Raw genomic sequence first — 19,185 nt, 5'->3', positions numbered from 1 at the left:
CGAAGGGCGGGAGCTGACCGCCTCCGGCGTGTTGGGCAGCGCTTCGCACTCTGCCCGGCTCCCTGCTCCGCTTCGCGAAGGGCGGGAGCTGACCGCCTCCGGCGTGTTGGGCAGCGCTTCGCACTCTGCCCGGCTCCCTGCTCCGCTTCGCGTAGGACGGGAGCTGACGCCTGCGGCGTGTTTGGCAGGGCTTCGCACTCTGCCCGGCTCCCTGCTCCGCTTCGCGAAGGACGGGAGCTGACCGCCTCCGGCGTGTTGGGCAGCGCTTCGCACCCTGCCCGGCTCCCTGCTCCGCTTCGCGTAGGACGGGAGCCTTATTTACGCAGACAAGCTAACTCGTCTGCGGTTAGTTCACGATATTTGCCGATCGGCAGCTCGGAATCGAGTTGAAGTTCGCCCATGGCTACTCGTTTTAGATAAACCACTCGTTTGCCTACAGCCAGAAACATTCGTTTCACTTGATGGAATTTACCCTCGTGGATAATGAGAGATATCGTAGAAATAACTCCCTCCTCGGTCTCCTCATGACTAAGCACGGTGAGCTCTGCAGGCATAGCTTCATAGCCATCATCCAGCTGTATGCCAGCCTTGAACCGTTGTACATCCTCGTCATCCACTTTCCCCAATACACGAGCTTCGTAGGTCTTGGGTACATGTTTGCGTGGGGATAACAGATCATGCGCAAGGGGACCATCATTCGTTAAAATGAGCAGGCCCTCCGTGTCCTTATCCAGCCGTCCCACAGGAAATGGCTCGAAGATTCTGTCCTCTTTGCGCAGCAGGTCGAGCACGGTTCTATCCCTGTTGTCTTCCGTTGCCGACACCACACCAGGGGGTTTATGCAGCATCAGATAGATCATTTCCCGGTACACAATCCGCTCCCCGTCAGCTTCTATCACATTGGTCTCCGGGTTCACCTGAATCCCACTATCTTTCACCGTTTTGCCATCGACAAGAATTCTGCCTTGCTTCACCATTTTCTTGAGCTCACTGCGCGTACCTACACCCATGTGACTCAATATTTTATCGAGGCGCTGCGTTTTCTTTCCTTTTTCACTCATACCGATGTCCACCTCCAGCCCGCTGGATACTCATTTTTCAGCACACCATCCAGCCATTTCCCCCAGCCGAGCGCATACCCGTCCACACACACCAACGCATATCCTTTGGCCGCTGCATCTCCCTTAGACTCCACGCGTGCTTCTTCGATATTCAAGGTCTCGCCTTTCAGGTACCTCACCGCTTCTCCGTTCGCGGAAGCCAGGTTTATCATCCTCTTTGCCTCATTGCTATGCAGAGCACAAGCCAGTGGGTGAGACGGTACAAATCGTCCATTCTTCACCGTACCCATAAACCATCCCGGACGGATCACCTTAAGCCCTTCCAGTCGCGCCGCACCAACAGAAGATTGATACACACGATCACCGTAAAATACCGTTTCACCAAAGAGCTTCAGTTCCACATGATCTTCAATAAATTGTTGATAAACCGTTATTGGATCAATGTTCACCTGCTCAGTCCCTCGCCCTTTGCCACGATTGGTTTTACGAGTATCACGCTCGTTATTTCTTCCGACTCTTCCTTCGTTTTTGCCACCTCGTGCCGGTCTGTCATTTCGCTCTCTGGATTCGGTTCTCATCAAGCGTTCCCGTTTTCGATCTGCTTTGCTGAGAGGCTGAGTCACAGCGATCGTTTGATCCTCGTGTACTCTGGATTCAATCTCGCTCTTTTCTCCCGTGATGCTGCTCACTTCTGCAAAGGATTCAGAACGATGCTGTAATACAGCTACATAATGGCCTTCTCCTTCCAACAAGTGAGGCCACAACCTTGCAGTACCGCGCGTCTGATCCAACACAGTATCGGTCTCTTCTGCCGTCTCAGGCAGCATCTGGCGTACCCAATCGGGTTTTCCCGGGGCAAACCCGGCCGCTGCCGGAATGTCCTTCACGACAAAGTCTGGATTGAGGTTCAGAAATTCCGCAATCATGGCCTCATTTTCCTCTGGCGCAAACGTACACGTGGAATAAACGATGGTTCCCCCAGGAGCAAGCAGCTTCGCGGCTTTCTCCAAAATGTCACGCTGCATGAGCACACATTTTTCCACCGAATGATGTTCCCATGATTTGACCATGTCTTCATCTTTACGGAACATGCCTTCACCCGAACATGGCGCATCAATTAACACCTTATTAAAATAATGCGGAAATGCACCGGCAATTCGCTCAGGTGACTCATTCAGCACAACTGCGTTGCGTACACCGTACAGTTCCACATTTTTGGCAAGTGCTTTGGTCCGTTCCGCATGGATATCATTGGTTACCAGCACACCCCTGCCCTGAAGTTTCGCAGCGATCTGGGTTGACTTGCCGCCCGGTGCTGCACACAGGTCCAGCACATGATCCCCAGGCTGAACACCCAACAGTTCAACCGGGGCCATCGCACTTGGTTCCTGAATATAATATAGACCCGCATGATAGTACGGATGCAGACCTGGCTTCACACCATGAGGCACATAAAAGCCCGTCCCGCACCACGGAATGGGCCGCAAATCAAAAGGAGCCAATTCATCAAATTGATCCAATGATATTTTTAACGTATTTACTCGAAGCCCCGCATGCGGGGATTGTTCATATGATTTCATAAATTGTTCAAACTCATCACCAAGCAGACCTTTCATACGCTCGGCAAAGATTATAGGTAGCTGTACAGCCATATTCACTCATCCTGTCCTGTTAAAATGCATATTGTTCTATGTTATCATATCGGGGTGCAGCTTTCCTATGGCTTCACTGCATATTCCACTACAACGTGTAATGTTGTATAATGACAAGTAGGTTGATTATCGTGCAAAAAACGGGTGTTTATGTATATTATCCCATACTCTATTTTTGCCAAAACTATATTTTGATATGATTAATGGGGGATGGTCCAATGAAATCGAAGAAAAAGAAAAGTGCCTCAATCCTGATTTTCCTGGGTATTTTTGTCGTGCTGCTTGCAGCGCTCGTCCTGGTGAATCAGCAATCCAAGAAACAAATGGACGCTGTCGAGAACGCTTATGGCATTGCAGCATCCAAGCTTAATCCGGCTACACGCGAATTGCTTGATGATCCTAACTATCAACAGATTATCCTGCCAGATGATCTTAAAACCAAGATTGACAATAAGGAAAGCTTTTTTGTTTATTTCTTTGCCTCTGACTGCTCACATTGCCGTGCAACTACACCTCAGTTAATGCCGCTGGTAGATGAAGAAGGCATTGATCTGCCACAATTTAATCTGCGTGAGTTCGATTCAGGCTGGACAGATTATAACATCGAATATACACCTACGCTGGTTTATTATCAGGATGGTGTGGAGAAGGACCGCATGGTTGGCGGCCTGCAGGAGAACGGCAGCAACAACGGCTACACACTGGATGACTACAAACAATTTTTTGAAAAGTACAAAGTTAGCACAACTCCTTCAGCAAGCTAAACGGTAACTATGATTTCAAGTCATGACCTCATTTAAGCTGTGTCTTGGCGGACAAGCCACGCACTCATTCGCACATTAATCCCATGGAAATTAATTAAAAATCACCCCGACAAATCCTTTTGAAGGATCTGCCGGGGTGATTTGTGTTATGTCGTATATCCATGATGTCAATTTCTCTAATTTTACTTCCCGTTCGAATTCTGTTCCTGCTGCAACGCCTTCATCTTCTCTTCATAGATGCGCCCTCGGGTCGGACTGCGTCGTTGCGGAATGTTGGGTTTCAATTGCAGAGATCGTTCTTGAACTGCGTCAAGCAGTGCCTTATCCCAGATCTGAATGGTTAGATCCCTGTATGGAACATTCTCTGGATCAGGACCTGATAGTCCTTGAACCAGTTCCTTCACTTCCTCAACCAATTTCCCGAGTTCAATCCCTCTTGCATTTTCAGGATAATGCTCCAGCAGTTCTACCGCACTCTGTAACATCATCCGTCCTCCGCGAAGATTGTTGTTCCTGAAATGATATAAGCCAACCGCAATCTGTAATAATCCTTTATAAAAGGTATCCCGATCCCGTTCCAGCCAAAGCTCTTCCAGTACCTCATGGCATTCGAAGTAGTCCTGATCACGGTTAAAATAGATCAGATAATCCACATAAAGCGGCTCATAGCTGCTCATCGGGATTTTCGCCCTTCCTGGCCGAATTCAAAAGTGCCTTCACATCGTCCAGCAAGTCTTTCAGCGCTTCCATATCATGACGCTCCCAGCAGTCGTTAAAGCGCTTCTGAGCCTCAATAGCCTCGTTGACGAGATGATAGAAATACAATTGATGTATGATGGACAACGTCTTGGAGACGATGTTTGAATCATCTTCAAACTCCTTCTGCGCTTCCAAAATCTGCAGGCGGATTGCTGACATCTCATTATCCAATACAAAAGCGGCTTCAGCGGTTTTCTTCAACCTTGCCCGCATATCATCCGGCAGACTTTCCCGATATTTATAGCTCAGCGAGTGCTCAATCGTGGCCCAGAAGTTCATGGCAAGCGTCCGAATCTGAATCTCGGCCAACACCTTCTTCTGTCCCAGAGCTGTCTGAACAGGATATTCAATAATCATATGGAAACTGCGATAACCGCTCTCTTTAAAGTTCGTAATATAATCCTTTTCAATCAAAACCGTTAAATCCTTGCGTCCGCGAATGTACTCCGCCACTCTGCGAATATCATCCACGAATTGACACATAATACGGATTCCCGCAATATCCTCAATTCCCGTCTCTACCTGATCTAGTGGCACATTCAGACGTCTGGATTTCTCCAGAATGCTGGATATTTTTTTGACACGACCGGTAACGAATTCAATCGGGGCATATTCTTCCCGTTTCTTCAGTTCCGCTCGCATCGTTTTGAATTTGACTTTTAATTCCTCTACCGCTTGTTCATAAGGAAGTAAAAATGTACCCCAGTCTCTACCGTCCATGCTTATGCCTCCTGTCTCTATAGCGTCCCCTGTTCTAGTCTATTATACATGATGTTCAGCGGGGGGAAGAGTCCCGTACTTATTACTCTCTTCCAAGCTTCTATATTTTCGCTCCGGGGAACTTCTTATCCTTCTTATTTCTTATGCGTGCTCTGCACCAACAGCTTCGGAGATATGACGATAACCGTCTTTGCGCAGCAGCTCACGCAATCCGGCATGAATACGCCGATTCACCTCAGGACCTTCATAGATCAGAGCCGTGTATATTTCCACCAAACTTGCTCCAGCCTTAATTTTTTCGTAGGCGTCTTCGCTCGTAAAAATCCCCCCCGAACCAATGATCGGAAGTTTCCCTTCGGTTTGGCGATAAATTCGGCGAATAATCTCCGTAGAGCGATCACGCAGCGGTTTGCCGCTCAGTCCGCCGGTCTCCTTGGCATGCTGATGGGACAGGCCCTCCCGGTTAATCGTCGTGTTGGTGGCAATGATGCCGGCAACACCGCTGTCTGCGATCGTGCTGACCATATATTCAAGCTCCTGATCGTTGACGTCCGGTGCAATTTTGACCAAAACCGATTTGACCGATCCACCTGCTTTCGCATGCTGTGTCTCCATTTCGCTCATCACCGCAGCAAGCAATTCCTTCAATTCATTCCCATGTTGCAGGTTACGCAGATCCGGTGTATTTGGTGAACTGATATTTACCACAAACAAGTCAGCATATTCATACAGCGCACGGATGCATTTGGCATAATCCAGATGGGCTTCCTCATTGGGCGTTGCCTTATTTTTGCCGATGTTGACAGCTACGGGAATCCGGCGTTCCTTCAGACGCGCCAACTCACCTGCCATCGCTTCCGCACCAAGGTTATTGAAACCCATCCGGTTGACCAATGCCTCATCGGGAGGCAGACGGAACAGGCGAGGCTGCTCGTTGCCTGGCTGTGCGAGCGGTGTTACGGTGCCCACTTCCATGAACCCAAATCCGATGGATGAGAAACCCGTTACAGCCTGTCCATTTTTGTCCAGACCTGCCGCGAGGCCCACTGGTGTAGGAAAATGACAGCCAAACATATCGACAGCCAAGTCTTCCGTTTCACGCACGCCATACATCACACGCAAACCAGAAGGCACCGGGCGAATACTGCCCATGCCGCTAAGGCCACCAATAATCAGATGATGGGCCTGTTCAGGGTCCATTTTGAACAACAAGGGTTTAGCAAGACTTCTGTATAACAAATCACTCACTCCGTTCTCGTCCGGTACGCTGTAAATATGCTTTCCCGTCTTTTTCATATGTAAAAAAACACTCTATACACAAGTCTATCCGTTTCTTCATCAAAAGGAAAGTAGTTTGCGCATAGACAGCAGCATTTTGCCTGTACCCCGAAGCGACTTGAATCTGTGCGGAAGAAATACACCCGCATACTGGAAATGAAGTGTTGAATTCTTTACAATGGGAGCATGGTTACATTATACCAGTTCTAATGAACGAAGGAGGAACAGCCCATGGCTCCCAAACGTAAACCGCCTGCATTGCAGCAAAAGAAAGAAGAAGTCAATCGGAAAGCCATTGCCTGGACAGCGGCCAGCGTCATCGGATTAATCATTATCATCGGCGCACTGATCATTATCGCCAACATGTAAATGGTCAAACCGACTGCCAGTTCCGTACATAATGACCCGGTTGTTTATGCTTTAACGAACAGTTAAACAGCAGCCTAGTTCAGCCAGTGATACGTCTTGTTTGGATTGTTTTGCTTCGGAACAAGCGTATACTGATAACGATCCTTCGCTTCCGGAACAAGGATGGTGTCTGGCAGCAGATCTGTTCCAATCCGTACCGGGGTTCCCTGAGGGGCAAGCGCAAACAATTCCTCCACATCCCCTGTACTCATTCTCACACATCCAAGGGATTCATCCAGCCCGATGCTGTTTGGCTCGTTGGTCCCATGGATGGCATAATTCGTATCCGACAGCTGCATGCCTCGTGTTCCGAATTCACCATCGGCGCGGCCATTCGGATTCACAACCTTGTCTGTAATGACAAAAGTTCCTTCGGGTGTGCGTTCTCCCCCCAGTCCGACCTCATAATTACGTATAATGGTCTTCCCGCTAATCAGCGCAAGTCTATGGTTGCTTTTGTCTACCACAATCTCCAGTTGATCCTGCAAAAAGAGCTTCCCTCCAAGTGTATCTGCAAAAGGGCTGCCAGCTTGCGGAGAATCCGATTGTCCAGCTTGTGCATCATTTGTTTCTTGACCTGCAGTCCCCTTCCCTTGTTGATGCAGCGAGAGTAATGACGGGAACATTTCAGTCATTCCGGGTGCAGTCTCGCCCAAGATATTATTTGGAAAAGGCTGTGCAATCTGGCTCACGTTTTTGGGCCAAGTACCCTTTTTCTTTTGATATGTAATGATCGCACTGGACAACGACGCCGCTGATTCCTGCTTGGCGGTCCAGGCTTGTGCCAACAGCTTTATGTCCTTCGAAACTTCCGGAGGTTCGCAGTTGCACTGCTTCGCATCATAACTTTGCGCTGTTAACCTGCCGCTGCTGTTGGTCTGCACGATATATTTCACCGGCATATTCCGTTTCCATAACGCCCAGTTGTCAGTCATTTGCATACCCAGTACTGCCGATGTCTCCACTTTAGGTCCGGCCCCTGACCAGGCGGCAGCCAGCGCTGTTTCTCCCTGATGACTGCCACCAAACCCAGCTGCTGTAAACACATTTGAATTGGATACAGGAACGGTTTGTTCTTCCTGCCCCCCCGATAATGGCTCCTCACCTGAATCACCTACAGATTCCAATGCGGTAGCCAGCGTTTCAGCTGCATCTCGATTGAAGCCAGGGGCATCTGCAGGCGGCAATCCTGCAAGCACAAGCAGCATCAGCAGAGTAAGCCACATTTTGCGAATACGGTGCTTCTTCTCCTTTTGTTCCGCCATCTCAACCAGCTTGTTTTGATAATCCACCCAAATGTCTGCAGGAGCCTTACTCCGTTCAAACGCTTCGTAAACCTCACCTGCTTGCTGAAAACAATAATTGGCCTTGCCTTCCTGGCCTTCGCGCACATACTCCTTGCCGAGCAAATACCAGGCCATTTTATTATCTGGATGTTTCTTAACATATGTTCTTAGATGAGTGTTCTGCATTCGATCCTCCGTTGTTATGCCTTTTTCCGTTTCTTTCTATTATATCGGCATAGTAAGGAATGAAATCCATAGGACTTGAGTACCCGGGTGAGGCTGTACTTTCGACAAAAAAATACGTCTAAATCCATTGAACCAATTTCAGAGCATCAAAAAAAGCACGTCCTCCTGTCCCAAGACAGAAGAATGTGCTTTTTAATGGTATATGGAGTGGATTAGCCTTCTTTGTTGAAAGGTTCGTCTGCAACTTTGATGGAATCTGTAGGGCAGCCATCGCAAGCATCCTGCATATCATCGAACAGGTCGTCCGGGATCGCCTTGATGCCTTGGTTGGCGTCGCCATCGAAGATCACTTCGGCCAAACCTTCATCGTCATAGTCATAAATGTCAGGCGCTGTTGCTCCGCAAGCACCACATGCAATACATGTGTCTTTTTCAACCCAAGTATACTTACTCATTACAATCTCTCCTCCTAAAATTCAAAACGTACAGTGTTTTTATCTAGAAACATATTAATACAAAGTAAAAGTAATTACAAATTATTTTCACAACATCAAGACTATATTATGCCCTATTTAATCGAGACTTTGCAAGTTATCTTTTTGCAGTGAGGTGCCCCTCACCTTATGGTTGCGAAGCAACACGGAAGGGTCATCTCCGAGCATGCCCGCGGTTACAACAGCATTCTCTCCAAATTTGTCACGCAGCTGATCCATAATGCGAATCAGATTTTCCTTTTTCGGCTTCTGCTCATATTCAAACAGATCAAGCTGTACAACGGATTCCTCACGAGGAATCAGATTTTGCAGCGTTACTCCCAGCATTCGTACAGGCTTCCCCCCGCTCCAATGCTTCGCAAATAAAGCGCAGGCTTCCCGGTATATAATCGTTGCATCCTCCGTAGGGACTTCCATCATTCGTGATCGCGTGATGGTCTTCATGTCCGGTGTACGGATCGTAATCTGTATGCCCTGACTCAGCATCTCATGCTTGCGCAAACGCCTGGCCACCTGATCACTTATATTAAGCAGTACCCGGTGTACATCCTCCATCTCGCTAATGTCCGCAGGAAGTGTAGTGGTATGCCCGATGGATTTGTTCGCTTCCCGTTCTGCCTGAACGGATGAATGGTTAATGCCATTCGCCGAATTTTTCAGCCAGGTACCGTTAATGCCAAAAACATCCGTCAGCATGCGTTCATCCGATTTTGCAAGCTGTCCAATGGTTTCTATGCCCAGCTTTTTCAGCTTCTCAGCCGTCTTTTTGCCAATCCCAAACAACTCATTACAGGGTCTGTGCCAAAGGATTTGAGGTACATCCCTCATTCGCAAGATGGAAATGCCGTTAGGTTTCTTCAGATCAGAGGCCATCTTGGCCAGCAATTTATTGGGTGCAATTCCGATGGAACACGGCAATCCCAGTTCCTCCCGAATTCTGCGCTGGATACTCTCCGCAATTTCCATGGGTGTGCCGAATTGTTTTGAACCGGTGATATCCAGGTAACACTCATCAATGGAAGTCGCCTCCAAAAGCGGTGTGTAGCGATAGGCTATTTTCATAAATTCTCTTGAGTAGCGACGATATAAATGAAAATCGGGACGAATGACGATCAATTCCGGACATTTCTTCATCGCTTGGTTTACTACCATGCCTGTGGAGATGCCTCTGCTCCGAGCAGCGTAAGAACACGTTACAATCACGCCTTTTCTCACTTCGCTGCTGCCTGCAACAGCTGTTGCTTTACCTCTGTATCGTTCCGGCTCTTCAGCTTCATGCACCGAGCAATAAAAAGCGTTCATGTCAACATGCAAAATGACCCTTCCGGCGGCAGGATAATATCGATCCACATTGGTGTAATGAGTTCCATCTGAAGACATGTTCCTCCGCCCTTTCGTGCATCTTATTTAATGAAACATCATATAATCTATTTCTATTATACCAAGGTCATTATGTAAAATCAGTCACGTGATTTTATTTTCGGTTGGATTTGATGATCGAGCGAATAATCAACCATCCCACACTTACAAAAAGAACAGAGGCAATCAAGGCTAAAACCATATTCTCCCATACAATAGTCAAATATCCCCCTCCGATTTTCCATATATCCCATTTATCAGTTAAACTTAAATATATCATAAATTTTGACATGGATCTCATATCTTATATTCGTAATTTGATATTTGTTACATGAAACTGCGATTTCTGTGTAGCATTTGTCCATAATGGTGCTATAATAACTAATTATACAAATTCACGACTTTAGGACAAATCAACGCACCTAGTTTAACACAGTGTAGCGTTGCAGAATCGAAGGATTCGTCCGCAAATTAGTTCGCACGCTTCCCAACTTACAATTAAACTTTTTAAAAAAGCGCTTTATTTCAAAGGAGGATCTTCATGTCAAAGGCCATTTCCATCTTCGATACGACTTTACGTGACGGCACACAAGGGGAGGGTGTCAGTTTATCGGCAGATGACAAGCTCAAAATTGCCAAGAAACTCGACGACCTGGGTGCTCATTATATTGAAGGCGGAATTCCGGGCAGCAACACCAAGGACATTGAGTTTTTCAAAAGAGTTAAGGAGTTAAACCTGAATGCCAAGGTAGTTGCCTTTGGCAGCACTCGTCGTAAAGGAAGCATTGCCAGCGAAGACGCCAACTTGAAACGGATGATCGAATCCGGTGCACAGGCAGCAACATTGGTGGGCAAATCGTGGGATTTCCATGTGCATACCGCCCTGCAGACCACTTTGGAAGAAAATCTGTCCATGATCTATGATTCGATTGCTTATTTGAAACAAAATGGAATGGAAGTCATTTTCGACGCTGAGCACTTCTTCGATGGATTCAAGCACAATCCGGAGTATGCCCAAGCTGTATTAACCAAAGCTCATGAGGCAGGGGCAGACTGGCTCGTGATGTGTGATACCAACGGTGGTACGATGCCACATGAAGTGTATGAGATTGTTTCCAGACTCTCTGGAACCCTTCCTCAAGCTCATCTCGGCATTCACACACATAATGACTGTGAGCTCGCTGTTGCCAATACGCTAAGTGCTGTACAAGCCGGTGCCAGACAGGTTCAAGGCACAATGAACGGTTATGGAGAAAGATGCGGCAATGCCAATCTCGCCTCCATTATTCCGAACCTGCAGCTGAAGCTCGGATATGAATGTGTGTCCGAGGATTCCATGAGACAACTTACAAATGTAGCCCGTTACGTCAGCGAGATTGCCAATGTGAACATGCCGATCAATCAGCCTTATGTAGGTAATGCAGCTTTCGCCCACAAGGGCGGCATTCACGTCTCTGCCATCCTGCGCGATTCCCGTACCTACGAGCATATCGTGCCTGAACTTGTCGGGAACAAACAGCGTGTACTCGTCTCCGAACTGGCCGGACAGAGCAACATCGTTTCCAAAGCTCAGGAACTCGGACTGGAGTTCGATCCAAGCAGTGCCAATTCACGCCAGATCATCGAGAAAATCAAAGATCTGGAGCATCAGGGTTATCAGTTTGAAGGGGCAGATGCTTCCCTGGAGCTGCTGATTCGCGAAGCGAACGGAGATATGAAGGAACTGTTTACATTTGAATCATTCAAAATGCTTGTGGAAAAAACAGCCGGCAAATCCGTTGTCTCCGAAGCATTTGTGAAACTGAATGTGGCTGGAACAAGCGTTTATACCGCTGCTGAGGGCAACGGTCCGGTGAATGCATTGGATAATGCCCTTCGGAAAGCACTCGTCCAATACTTCCCTTCGCTAGCCAACATGCACCTCTCCGACTATAAAGTGCGTGTGCTGGACGAGAAAGATGCAACAGCAGCCAAAGTACGTGTATTAATTGAATCCAAAAATACAGAGAATACATGGAATACTGTCGGCGTTTCCGAAAACGTCATTGAAGCGAGCTGGGAAGCCCTTGTTCACAGTTTCCGTTATGCTTTGCTTCAGGAAAAATTACAGGACGAGCCGGGTGTAGTCCATACCGCCTTTCACGGATTAAGCAACCATTAGTGGCTTATTTCCCGGAAAATAAAAGAAGCGCTTGTCTCCAGAATCATATGGAGTCAGGCGCTTTTTATTGCATGTACTTAGTTGATTACATCCTTAATCTTGCGTTCCAGTTCTTTTTCAGGCAAAATGCCGAGAATAACTTCCTGGATCACACCATTCTTATCAATCAATACATTTGTGGGAAAAGCTACACCATTATACTTTGCATAGGCTGCACCATCTTCATCAAGCAAAATGGGGAACGTCAGTTTGTACTCCTCCACAAAAGCCTTTGCATCTTTTAGTTTATCGTAAGGGGTCACATTGACTCCATACATATCTAATTTGTCTTTGTACTTCGCAGCCAAGGCATTAAGCGCAGGCGCTTCTTCCTTACAAGGTTCACACCAGGAAGCCCAGAAGCTGACAAATACAGCCTTTTCCTTGGCTCCTCCTGCGGTATACGTTTTTCCATCCATGCCTTTCAGAGAAAACCCTGGAGCCAGCAATCCCGCTCTCGGTCCCGTTTCAGTAGGAAGCGGTTCCTCTTGTTTAAACACTGCAGCGATCCCATTATCCGCATTTTGAGCGAGCGCAACCCCAATCAGCAATATAACACCAAGGAGTATGTAGATGTTCCGTTTCATGGCCAGCCACCCTTTTATAGTATCAGCATATTAATGACTTATTTACTTCATTGTGAGAAGTCAAGTTCTCTTATCGGCATTTGCGCATTGTGGAACCCTTATTCCATTGATTCAAAATACTTTCTTTATTATTGTACCCTTTTCCTTTAAAATTTTACAATCAGGGATCACACAAATTGAAACAAAAAAAGGACTCCTGCCTAAGCAGGAGCCAAAGAGAGAGGGGTGAATACAAAATGGCAGCACTTCATGGACAGCAAAACACATTCTTCATCCCTTCTTCCGTAGAGCAAGAGATGTTGAAGCACATGTACACTTCGCTGCCGCAGGAAGCCTGCGGGGTTGTGCTGGGTGAAGCCGCAGCGGGCGGCATACGAATCAGTCGGTTTCAGCCAATTCGTAACGTAGCGCCTAACCCGCTGCATCACTTTAGTCTGGATGATGCAGCGTGGATTCGGTGTGTATTCCATGAGCCCCAGCTCATCGGCATTTTCCACTCCCATCCACGAACCGAGCCAGTACCGTCCATCGAGGATCTTATCGCCCTTCCAGCTTACGCCGGATTACTTCAGGTGTATCTGATCGGCTCTCCTAACCTGACAGTCAGGCCTGACCAACAGATGCGCTTAAACGGCTATCAGATCCAGTCTAATCTTGATTACCCTAGCAAGGCGGAACAGCAAAAGTTATATCATCTTCAGCCGGCACAATTATGCGTGACTTAAGTGAGTGTACAAGTCACCCAATGTTTCTACATTTTTACGAGTCATATCCTCCAGATAGCATGACCACAGCTGCGCCGTCATCTTGGCATCCTCCAAGGCATGATGTCGTCCATAAATTGGTATACCTCTTGATTCCAGCAATTCATCCAGACCATAACCTGGTCGACCCGGCTCCAGCCAGCGAGCCAGCATCATGGTATCAATCAGCCGATGTGTCAGCCTGACCTTGGAGGTGCGCCACAGTGCTGCATTCAGAAAGGCCCGATCATGTGCACTTGCATGTGCAACCAGTACACTGCCTCCAACAAATGACATAAAATCATGCAACCCCTCCAACAGGGAAGGTGCTTCAATAGTCATTTGCTGCGTAATGCCTGTAAGCTCAGTAATATGTTCGGGAACCGCAGTTTTGGACTGCACGAGCGTATAAAAATGTTCCCCTTCCAGCACCACACCACCACTGATGCGCACAGCGCCGAATGAAAGAATCTCATCTCCATGCTGGGGAGAAAAACCTGTCGTCTCCAGATCAAATACAACAGCATCCAATTCATTCAGCGGCGTATGAAGAACTTCCGGTCTGCGCTGCTCCCTCATCATTGAGCGAATGAACGCCATGTGTTGCGCCGTTGGGGCCCCCATAATGGAAGCGATGGCAGAAGGTACCCCTCCCTGACGCAGCGAATTCCAAAATCCAGTATTGCCCCTTGCCGGCTCTCTCATGGACGTCTCCTTTCTGCAAAACGAAGTTGTCTTTGCAGTGCACGATGCACGCGTCGCACCTGCCCTAACGTATCCCGAAGCTCATAATGCATTTGTTTTTGTTTCATTTGTTTCTCATCCAGAAACCCACTGCTCTGCTGCAATCCACTTCTGATTACAACAGGTGTGCTGCGTCTAAACTTGAGTGCAATCATGAAGGCCCGACCGGCTGCATCAAGTAAGGTCAAAGGGACAGCTTCCAGCGAAACCAGTCTCTGAATTCGTTTAAGTGTGGACGTTTCCCTAATTCCATGCTGCAATGCCAAAAAACGCGCACTGTTCACCAGCGGAATATATAATCCATATTTGACGTCAAATCCGCCTGCATGCTCACCGAATCGTTCCGTGACCACCTGACCGAGAATATTAAGTGTCGCCTTGTGTTTAACCGTATTGCGCAGAACAGCATCAGATAGCTCAGGAACGGCTCTGAATCCATCATAGAACGCCGCAACCCATTCCTCTGCCAGACCTCGCTCCCCTGCCACAAAACGCATATCCGAAGCAATGATCAGATTCCGCACAGGTTCCCATGCCAGATCTGATCTCCACTCCCTGAGCTGCTCCTTCCAGGATTCAAGTGTCTTACGCCATAACGGCTCCGAACACATGACTTTCCCTTCACATTTGGCATAACCCAATTCCTCAAGCATATCAGCCATTCGTCGTCCAAGTTCGGCAAAATACGCTTCTTTCCCCTCATGCGGGGTATCACTGATAATCATGCCATTGTCCTGATCGCTCCATAATGTTGCTTCTTCCCTGCCCGAACTGCCAAATACGATAAAGGCATAGGGGACGGGAGGCCGACCGAAGCCGTCCTCTACCATCCCCTGGATGCATAACTCTACTGCTTTCCGATATATCCGGTCATGCAGTTCATTTACCGTTTGGTACCACTCGATCGGCGACAAGGAAGCGGACAACAATTCCTGGAGCTCATTCTGCAAAACTACACGCGCCCGGCGCAGCTCCTCGGAAGAAGCCGCACCATCGATCCCCTGATAGGACCAAGAATGGTTTATAAACGGGATAGGTTCCATCATGTCCAGCCTCCTTGAAGCGTGATTCAGTCATCATTCACCTCAGGAGCTGAACGTACCGCCTCCATTGGATTTACCTTCAATGTTTTTCATTTGCTCAGGATACCCGTAAGTACCGTGCTCACTAAGATCCAGACCCATGGTTTCCTCTTCTTCTGTAACACGGATACCCATAATGACTTTCATTCCGCCAAGAATAATGAAGGAGACAATCAGTACGAAGGCAAATGCGCCTACCAGACCTAGGAGTTGAACTCCGAGCTGGTGGAATCCACCGCCGTAGAACAGACCCGCTTGACCTACCCCTGCATTCTCAGCAAGCTCCGGAGTTGCGAACAATCCTGTGGAAATCGCTCCCCACATACCAGCGATACCGTGAACGGAGAAAGCGTAGATTGGATCGTCAATTCCTTTGCGATCAAAGAATTGAGCCGTGAAGAATGTAATGATACCTGCCAATGCACCGATGACCAGAGCTGCCCAAGGTTCTACAAAGGCACAAGCACCTGTAATCGCTACGAGTGCTGCAAGAACACCGTTCAGCATGCTTGGAATATCCGATTTACCCAGAACTGCCCACGAGATCAGCAGTGCAGCAACACCACCAGCAGCAGCAGCTACGTTTGTAGTCAATGCAACATAACCGAAGAATCCATCGCCCATGGCAGACAACGTACTACCTGGGTTAAAGCCAAACCAACCAATCCAGAGGATGATTACACCGAGTACAGAATACACTTGGTTGTGACCCGGGATGATGTTAGGTTTACCGTCTTTGTTATATTTACCGATACGTGGTTTCAAAAGAATTGTAGCTACCAACGCAGCCGTAGCACCCGTCAAGTGAACGACAGTGGAACCTGCAAAGTCTTGCATACCCAGCTCTGCGAGCCAGCCGCCACCCCATACCCAGTGAGCAACAACCGGATACATAATAATGGTATAAAGTGTTCCGAAAACAATATATACGCTCATTTTTGCACGTTCAGCCATACCACCGCAGGCAATGGCCAGAGATACCGCCGCAAAAGCGAGATGGAATACAAATTTTATGGTAAGTGGAACATCGGAGAAGGCCAGTGATTCGAAGGAAGCAGCCATTTGGTCACCACTCAGGAAAAATCCTGTTGTTCCAAAGAAGCTGTTACCATTACCGAAGCCGAGACCGAAGCCGAGAGCCCAGAAAGCAATAACCGAAATTCCCAATGTCAGGATCGTCTTACCCGCAATATGTCCTGCATTCTTCATTCGTGTCGAACCTGCTTCCAATAAAGCAAATCCCCCTTGCATTAAGAAAACCAGCACAACAGCCAGAAACGTAAAGGCTGAGTTCAGACCGCTTTGAAGTTCGATGTTAGTCGGCCCCTCCGCTGCAGCAAACGCGCTGACCGGGAAAGCCAGTAAAGTAAGCATTAATAACACCGAAACCAACCATTTCTTTCTCATGTACCCCACTCCCTCGTATGTTAAGTTTCTTCACATAACGTGAAACTCTTAATGTCATTATAAGCAGAAGACAGGAAAGTTGACAAGAGTATTTTAAACAAAACCGAAAATTATTTCTGGGAATAAAGTCATACGTCTTTTTCTTGCACTTAAGTACATATTCATGTCCTATGAGTACATAGTTATAGAAACGCAGTTTTACTGGGCGTTAAAGTATAACGTTTGACTGTATGGTTAAAGATCATGTATCATAACTATATAGGAAGAAAAGAATGGGGCGGAGTCTGTAAAGCCGCAGGTGAATCTACAATTCCCTACATTAGAACTGGCAAGCGAGGTGAATACCATTGGGGATATGAAACTGTTTCGGATTGGCGAACTTGCCAAGACCGCTGGTGTGAGTGAACGGACGATTGATTACTACACGAAGCTTGGTTTGATCGCTCCTGAAGAGCGGACAGAAAAGAACTATCGTCTCTATAGTAATGAAACTTTAACTAGGCTCGAACGTATTGTACAGATGAAACAAGAGAAATATAGTCTCGACGAGATCAAGCAATCTCTTGAGAAGTGGAGCCTCGTTAGCACGGAAGAGCAGGTTGCCAGCAAACTGACAACTCTTGAGCTCCATGTTCAACAACTCGAACGAGAGGTTAATGAACTCAAACCGCTGCTTGGGGAGATGAAGCCTGTACAAGCACGCAAGATGATGGCAGGCCTGCTCACGAAAAGCGCCGGTACGATGGAAGCCTTGAAAATCTTGCTTGAGAACACCATGATGTAGCTTACTATTAGAAAGCGGAGGAATGAATATGAGTTTTAATAACGGTATGTTCGTTTTGATCATTATCGCTTTTTTGCTCTCCTTATGGGCGCAATTCCGCGTTAAGAGTACATTCAACCGTTGGTCTGATGTCAAAAACCTGAACGGTATGACCGGTTATGACGCCGCTCGCCACATGTTGGACTCAAACGGTCTGCATGATGTTCCAATCGAACCGGTACGCGGTGCACTCTCCGATCACTATGATCCAATTCATCGGGTTGTTCGATTGTCCGAACCTGTATATTATGAAAATTCAATCTCAGCTGTTTCCGTTGCCTGTCACGAGGTCGGCCATGCGATACAGCACAAGGAAAGCTATCCGATGCTGGCACTTCGCCACCGGATCTTCCCGATTGTGAACTTCGCATCCGGACTTGCACCTTTTCTGTTGATCGCCGGTTTCATCTTCAACGCAATGAACCTTGTTGGTCTCGGTATTATCTTCTTCTCCGTTACCGTTGCCTTCCAGCTCATCACGCTGCCGGTAGAGTTCAACGCAAGCAATCGTGCTCGTGAAATTATGGTATCGGAAGGTTACATTCGTAACGAAGAGGAAAAAGGCGTTGCCAAGGTACTGAATGCTGCAGCATTGACTTACGTTGCCGCTGCACTGATTTCACTACTCGAATTGATCCGTTACATCGGGATTTTCAACAGTCGTGACTAAATTAAATACAACCATAACAAAACAATACCCCACCGTTATTCGGATGGGGTATTGTTTTGTTGTAAACCGAAATAATTAAGCAAAAACGAACGAAAGGACTGTGCCACAAGTGGCAGTTTGTCATCCGCGCGATGGATCAGCCCGATTGTTCGTGTTACTTTGGGATGAGAGATCGCCACATGAGCCGGTTGCAGCGGATTGGTCTGAAATAGCGCCATTTCGGGCAGCAGACTCACTCCCATTCCCGCAGCAACCAATCCTCGAATTGTATCCGTCTCTTCACCTTCAAAGGCAATTTTCGGCGTGAATCCAGCCTCAAGGCAGGCATGCCAGACAATCGGGCGCAGTGAGTATCCTTTGCTGAACAAAACAAACTTATCATCCTTGAGCTGGTCAAGCGCGATCTCATCTTCGCCCGCAAGCGGATGATTCGGGGGGAGAATCGCATGCAACTCTTCGGTTAACACGATATCACCCGCAACCTGATCATGCTTTTCCGGAAAAGGAGATATAAAGGCTAGATCCACCTCAGCAGACAACACATCACGTATGAGTGTGGGAAACATGCCCTGTTTAAATCTGAATTTGACGTTGGGATAACGCTGACGAAATGCGGCCACAACCGAAGGAATCAGGTGAATACCAAGACTATGAGGAAAACCAATGCGAATTTCACCATGTTCCGGGTCCAAAAACTCATGAACCTCTCCGACTGCTTTGTCCAGATCCTTCAGTATGCCTTCAATTCGTTTGCAGAAGAGCTGCCCAACTGCGGTCAACTGCAAATTTCTCCCCTTTTGCATAAAGAGGTCAACTCCCAGCTCCTCCTCCAGTTGATGAATCTGGCGACTCACCGCGGACTGTGCGACATGCAGCTCTTCTGCTGCCTGGGTCACATGCTCCTTTTGTGCCACTTTTAAAAAGTAATGCAACTGTCTTAATTCCACTCGCCTGATCTCTCC

Annotated in this window: 20 protein-coding genes; 6 read left to right on the top strand and 14 right to left on the bottom strand. The window is 47.6% G+C overall.

The window, feature by feature from the left end:
- The 3 genes from AAIH57_RS15205 to AAIH57_RS15195 all read right to left on the bottom strand — a co-directional run.
- On the bottom strand, positions 1–273 hold a 273-nt coding region (locus tag AAIH57_RS15205; RefSeq protein WP_430022116.1), incomplete at its 3' end, for a hypothetical protein.
- Positions 274–314: 41 nt separating this feature from the next.
- Complete coding sequence (locus tag AAIH57_RS15200) at positions 315–1,061, bottom strand: pseudouridine synthase (RefSeq protein ID WP_430022115.1); 747 nt, start codon at positions 1,059–1,061, stop codon at positions 315–317.
- The gene (locus AAIH57_RS15195) at positions 1,058–2,713 is read right to left on the bottom strand and encodes an RsmB/NOP family class I SAM-dependent RNA methyltransferase (RefSeq protein WP_430022114.1); all 1,656 of its coding nucleotides are present in this window, start codon (positions 2,711–2,713) and stop codon (positions 1,058–1,060) included. The genes AAIH57_RS15200 and AAIH57_RS15195 overlap by 4 nt, the downstream gene beginning before the upstream one ends.
- 218 nt (positions 2,714–2,931) lie before the next feature.
- Here AAIH57_RS15195 and AAIH57_RS15190 point away from each other — a divergent pair, with 218 nt between their 5' ends.
- Positions 2,932–3,477, top strand: a complete 546-nt coding sequence (locus AAIH57_RS15190) for a thioredoxin family protein (RefSeq protein ID WP_430022113.1) — start codon at positions 2,932–2,934, stop codon at positions 3,475–3,477.
- A 182-nt stretch (positions 3,478–3,659) separates the two neighbouring features.
- On the opposite strand, the gene AAIH57_RS15185 is transcribed toward AAIH57_RS15190, so the two are convergent.
- The 3 genes from AAIH57_RS15185 to AAIH57_RS15175 all read right to left on the bottom strand — a co-directional run bounded on the left by AAIH57_RS15185 (position 3,660) and on the right by AAIH57_RS15175 (position 6,195).
- Positions 3,660–4,154 (bottom strand): DUF309 domain-containing protein, encoded by a 495-nt coding sequence (locus AAIH57_RS15185; protein ID WP_175399760.1) that lies wholly within the window; start codon positions 4,152–4,154, stop codon positions 3,660–3,662.
- Positions 4,141–4,956 carry a GTP pyrophosphokinase gene (locus AAIH57_RS15180; RefSeq protein ID WP_175399759.1) on the bottom strand — a complete coding sequence of 272 codons (816 nt, stop codon included), beginning with the start codon at positions 4,954–4,956 and terminating at the stop codon, positions 4,141–4,143. Before AAIH57_RS15180 ends, AAIH57_RS15185 begins: the two co-directional genes overlap by 14 nt.
- A gap of 141 nt (positions 4,957–5,097) precedes the next feature.
- Entirely contained in the window at positions 5,098–6,195 is a 1,098-nt protein-coding gene (locus AAIH57_RS15175; RefSeq protein ID WP_175399868.1) for a quinone-dependent dihydroorotate dehydrogenase, read from the bottom strand.
- Positions 6,196–6,465: 270 nt separating this feature from the next.
- On the opposite strand from AAIH57_RS15175, the gene AAIH57_RS15170 reads away from it, so the two are divergent.
- The gene (locus AAIH57_RS15170; RefSeq protein WP_164764163.1) at positions 6,466–6,603 is read left to right on the top strand and encodes a hypothetical protein; all 138 of its coding nucleotides are present in this window, start codon (positions 6,466–6,468) and stop codon (positions 6,601–6,603) included.
- 74 nt (positions 6,604–6,677) lie between these two features.
- On the opposite strand, the gene AAIH57_RS15165 is transcribed toward AAIH57_RS15170, so the two are convergent.
- From AAIH57_RS15165 to AAIH57_RS15155, 3 genes are all read right to left on the bottom strand, one after another.
- Positions 6,678–8,114, bottom strand: a complete 1,437-nt coding sequence (locus AAIH57_RS15165) for a L,D-transpeptidase family protein (RefSeq protein WP_430022112.1) — start codon at positions 8,112–8,114, stop codon at positions 6,678–6,680.
- Between the two features lie 212 nt (positions 8,115–8,326).
- Positions 8,327–8,569 (bottom strand): ferredoxin, encoded by a 243-nt coding sequence (locus tag AAIH57_RS15160; RefSeq protein ID WP_062322102.1) that lies wholly within the window; start codon positions 8,567–8,569, stop codon positions 8,327–8,329.
- Between the two features lie 117 nt (positions 8,570–8,686).
- Positions 8,687–9,988, bottom strand: coding sequence for a DNA polymerase IV (locus AAIH57_RS15155; RefSeq protein ID WP_430022111.1), 1,302 nt, complete (start codon positions 9,986–9,988; stop codon positions 8,687–8,689).
- A 520-nt stretch (positions 9,989–10,508) separates the two neighbouring features.
- On the opposite strand from AAIH57_RS15155, the gene cimA reads away from it, so the two are divergent.
- On the top strand, positions 10,509–12,128 hold the full coding sequence (gene cimA / locus AAIH57_RS15150) for a citramalate synthase (protein ID WP_175399756.1): 1,620 nt from the start codon (positions 10,509–10,511) through the stop codon (positions 12,126–12,128).
- 77 nt (positions 12,129–12,205) lie between these two features.
- On the opposite strand, the gene AAIH57_RS15145 is transcribed toward cimA, so the two are convergent.
- Positions 12,206–12,754 carry a TlpA disulfide reductase family protein gene (locus AAIH57_RS15145; protein WP_430022110.1) on the bottom strand — a complete coding sequence of 183 codons (549 nt, stop codon included), beginning with the start codon at positions 12,752–12,754 and terminating at the stop codon, positions 12,206–12,208.
- A 236-nt stretch (positions 12,755–12,990) separates the two neighbouring features.
- Between AAIH57_RS15145 and AAIH57_RS15140 the strand changes: the two genes are divergently transcribed.
- Positions 12,991–13,479 (top strand): Mov34/MPN/PAD-1 family protein, encoded by a 489-nt coding sequence (locus AAIH57_RS15140; protein WP_175399754.1) that lies wholly within the window; start codon positions 12,991–12,993, stop codon positions 13,477–13,479.
- Here the strand turns inward: AAIH57_RS15140 and AAIH57_RS15135 are convergent.
- The 3 genes from AAIH57_RS15135 to AAIH57_RS15125 are packed head-to-tail and all read right to left on the bottom strand — an operon-like array spanning position 13,465 to position 16,730.
- Positions 13,465–14,202, bottom strand: coding sequence for an exonuclease domain-containing protein (locus tag AAIH57_RS15135; protein ID WP_430022109.1), 738 nt, complete (start codon positions 14,200–14,202; stop codon positions 13,465–13,467). The genes AAIH57_RS15140 and AAIH57_RS15135 overlap by 15 nt on opposite strands.
- Complete coding sequence (locus tag AAIH57_RS15130; protein WP_430022164.1) at positions 14,199–15,293, bottom strand: DUF294 nucleotidyltransferase-like domain-containing protein; 1,095 nt, start codon at positions 15,291–15,293, stop codon at positions 14,199–14,201. Before AAIH57_RS15130 ends, AAIH57_RS15135 begins: the two co-directional genes overlap by 4 nt.
- Positions 15,294–15,326: 33 nt before the next feature.
- Positions 15,327–16,730 (bottom strand): ammonium transporter, encoded by a 1,404-nt coding sequence (locus tag AAIH57_RS15125; RefSeq protein ID WP_430022108.1) that lies wholly within the window; start codon positions 16,728–16,730, stop codon positions 15,327–15,329.
- Between the two features lie 355 nt (positions 16,731–17,085).
- Between AAIH57_RS15125 and AAIH57_RS15120 the strand changes: the two genes are divergently transcribed.
- Together AAIH57_RS15120 and AAIH57_RS15115 are read left to right on the top strand one after the other, a co-directional pair.
- The gene (locus tag AAIH57_RS15120) at positions 17,086–17,514 is read left to right on the top strand and encodes a MerR family transcriptional regulator (protein WP_095288009.1); all 429 of its coding nucleotides are present in this window, start codon (positions 17,086–17,088) and stop codon (positions 17,512–17,514) included.
- Positions 17,515–17,542: 28 nt separating this feature from the next.
- Entirely contained in the window at positions 17,543–18,223 is a 681-nt protein-coding gene (locus tag AAIH57_RS15115; protein WP_175399750.1) for a zinc metallopeptidase, read from the top strand.
- A 35-nt stretch (positions 18,224–18,258) separates the two neighbouring features.
- Here AAIH57_RS15115 and AAIH57_RS15110 read toward each other — a convergent pair whose 3' ends face one another.
- Entirely contained in the window at positions 18,259–19,170 is a 912-nt protein-coding gene (locus AAIH57_RS15110) for a LysR family transcriptional regulator (protein ID WP_175399749.1), read from the bottom strand.
- Positions 19,171–19,185: the final 15 nt, after the last annotated feature.

It is taken from the genome of Paenibacillus sp. MABNR03 (assembly GCF_050455445.1).
Classification (GTDB): Bacteria; Bacillota; Bacilli; order Paenibacillales; family Paenibacillaceae; genus Paenibacillus; species Paenibacillus xylanilyticus.
Note: the sequence above shows the minus strand (reverse complement) of the source record. Positions and strands in the feature narration are given on the sequence as shown.

Bases quoted from the DNA above. Each gene is read 5' to 3' on its own strand.
- AAIH57_RS15120 (WP_095288009.1), top strand. From the start codon at position 17,086: ATGAAACTGTTTCGGATTGGCGAACTTGCCAAGACCGCTGGTGTGAGT.
- AAIH57_RS15140 (WP_175399754.1), top strand. From the start codon at position 12,991: ATGGCAGCACTTCATGGACAGCAAAACACATTCTTCATCCCTTCTTCC.
- AAIH57_RS15155 (WP_430022111.1), bottom strand. From the start codon at position 9,988: ATGTCTTCAGATGGAACTCATTACACCAATGTGGATCGATATTATCCT.
- AAIH57_RS15190 (WP_430022113.1), top strand. From the start codon at position 2,932: ATGAAATCGAAGAAAAAGAAAAGTGCCTCAATCCTGATTTTCCTGGGT.
- AAIH57_RS15200 (WP_430022115.1), bottom strand. From the start codon at position 1,061: ATGAGTGAAAAAGGAAAGAAAACGCAGCGCCTCGATAAAATATTGAGT.
- AAIH57_RS15135 (WP_430022109.1), bottom strand. From the start codon at position 14,202: ATGAGAGAGCCGGCAAGGGGCAATACTGGATTTTGGAATTCGCTGCGT.
- AAIH57_RS15145 (WP_430022110.1), bottom strand. From the start codon at position 12,754: ATGAAACGGAACATCTACATACTCCTTGGTGTTATATTGCTGATTGGG.
- AAIH57_RS15185 (WP_175399760.1), bottom strand. From the start codon at position 4,154: ATGAGCAGCTATGAGCCGCTTTATGTGGATTATCTGATCTATTTTAAC.
- AAIH57_RS15195 (WP_430022114.1), bottom strand. From the start codon at position 2,713: ATGGCTGTACAGCTACCTATAATCTTTGCCGAGCGTATGAAAGGTCTG.
- AAIH57_RS15115 (WP_175399750.1), top strand. From the start codon at position 17,543: ATGAGTTTTAATAACGGTATGTTCGTTTTGATCATTATCGCTTTTTTG.
- cimA (WP_175399756.1), top strand. From the start codon at position 10,509: ATGTCAAAGGCCATTTCCATCTTCGATACGACTTTACGTGACGGCACA.
- AAIH57_RS15170 (WP_164764163.1), top strand. From the start codon at position 6,466: ATGGCTCCCAAACGTAAACCGCCTGCATTGCAGCAAAAGAAAGAAGAA.
- AAIH57_RS15125 (WP_430022108.1), bottom strand. From the start codon at position 16,730: ATGAGAAAGAAATGGTTGGTTTCGGTGTTATTAATGCTTACTTTACTG.
- AAIH57_RS15160 (WP_062322102.1), bottom strand. From the start codon at position 8,569: ATGAGTAAGTATACTTGGGTTGAAAAAGACACATGTATTGCATGTGGT.
- AAIH57_RS15165 (WP_430022112.1), bottom strand. From the start codon at position 8,114: ATGCAGAACACTCATCTAAGAACATATGTTAAGAAACATCCAGATAAT.
- AAIH57_RS15180 (WP_175399759.1), bottom strand. From the start codon at position 4,956: ATGGACGGTAGAGACTGGGGTACATTTTTACTTCCTTATGAACAAGCG.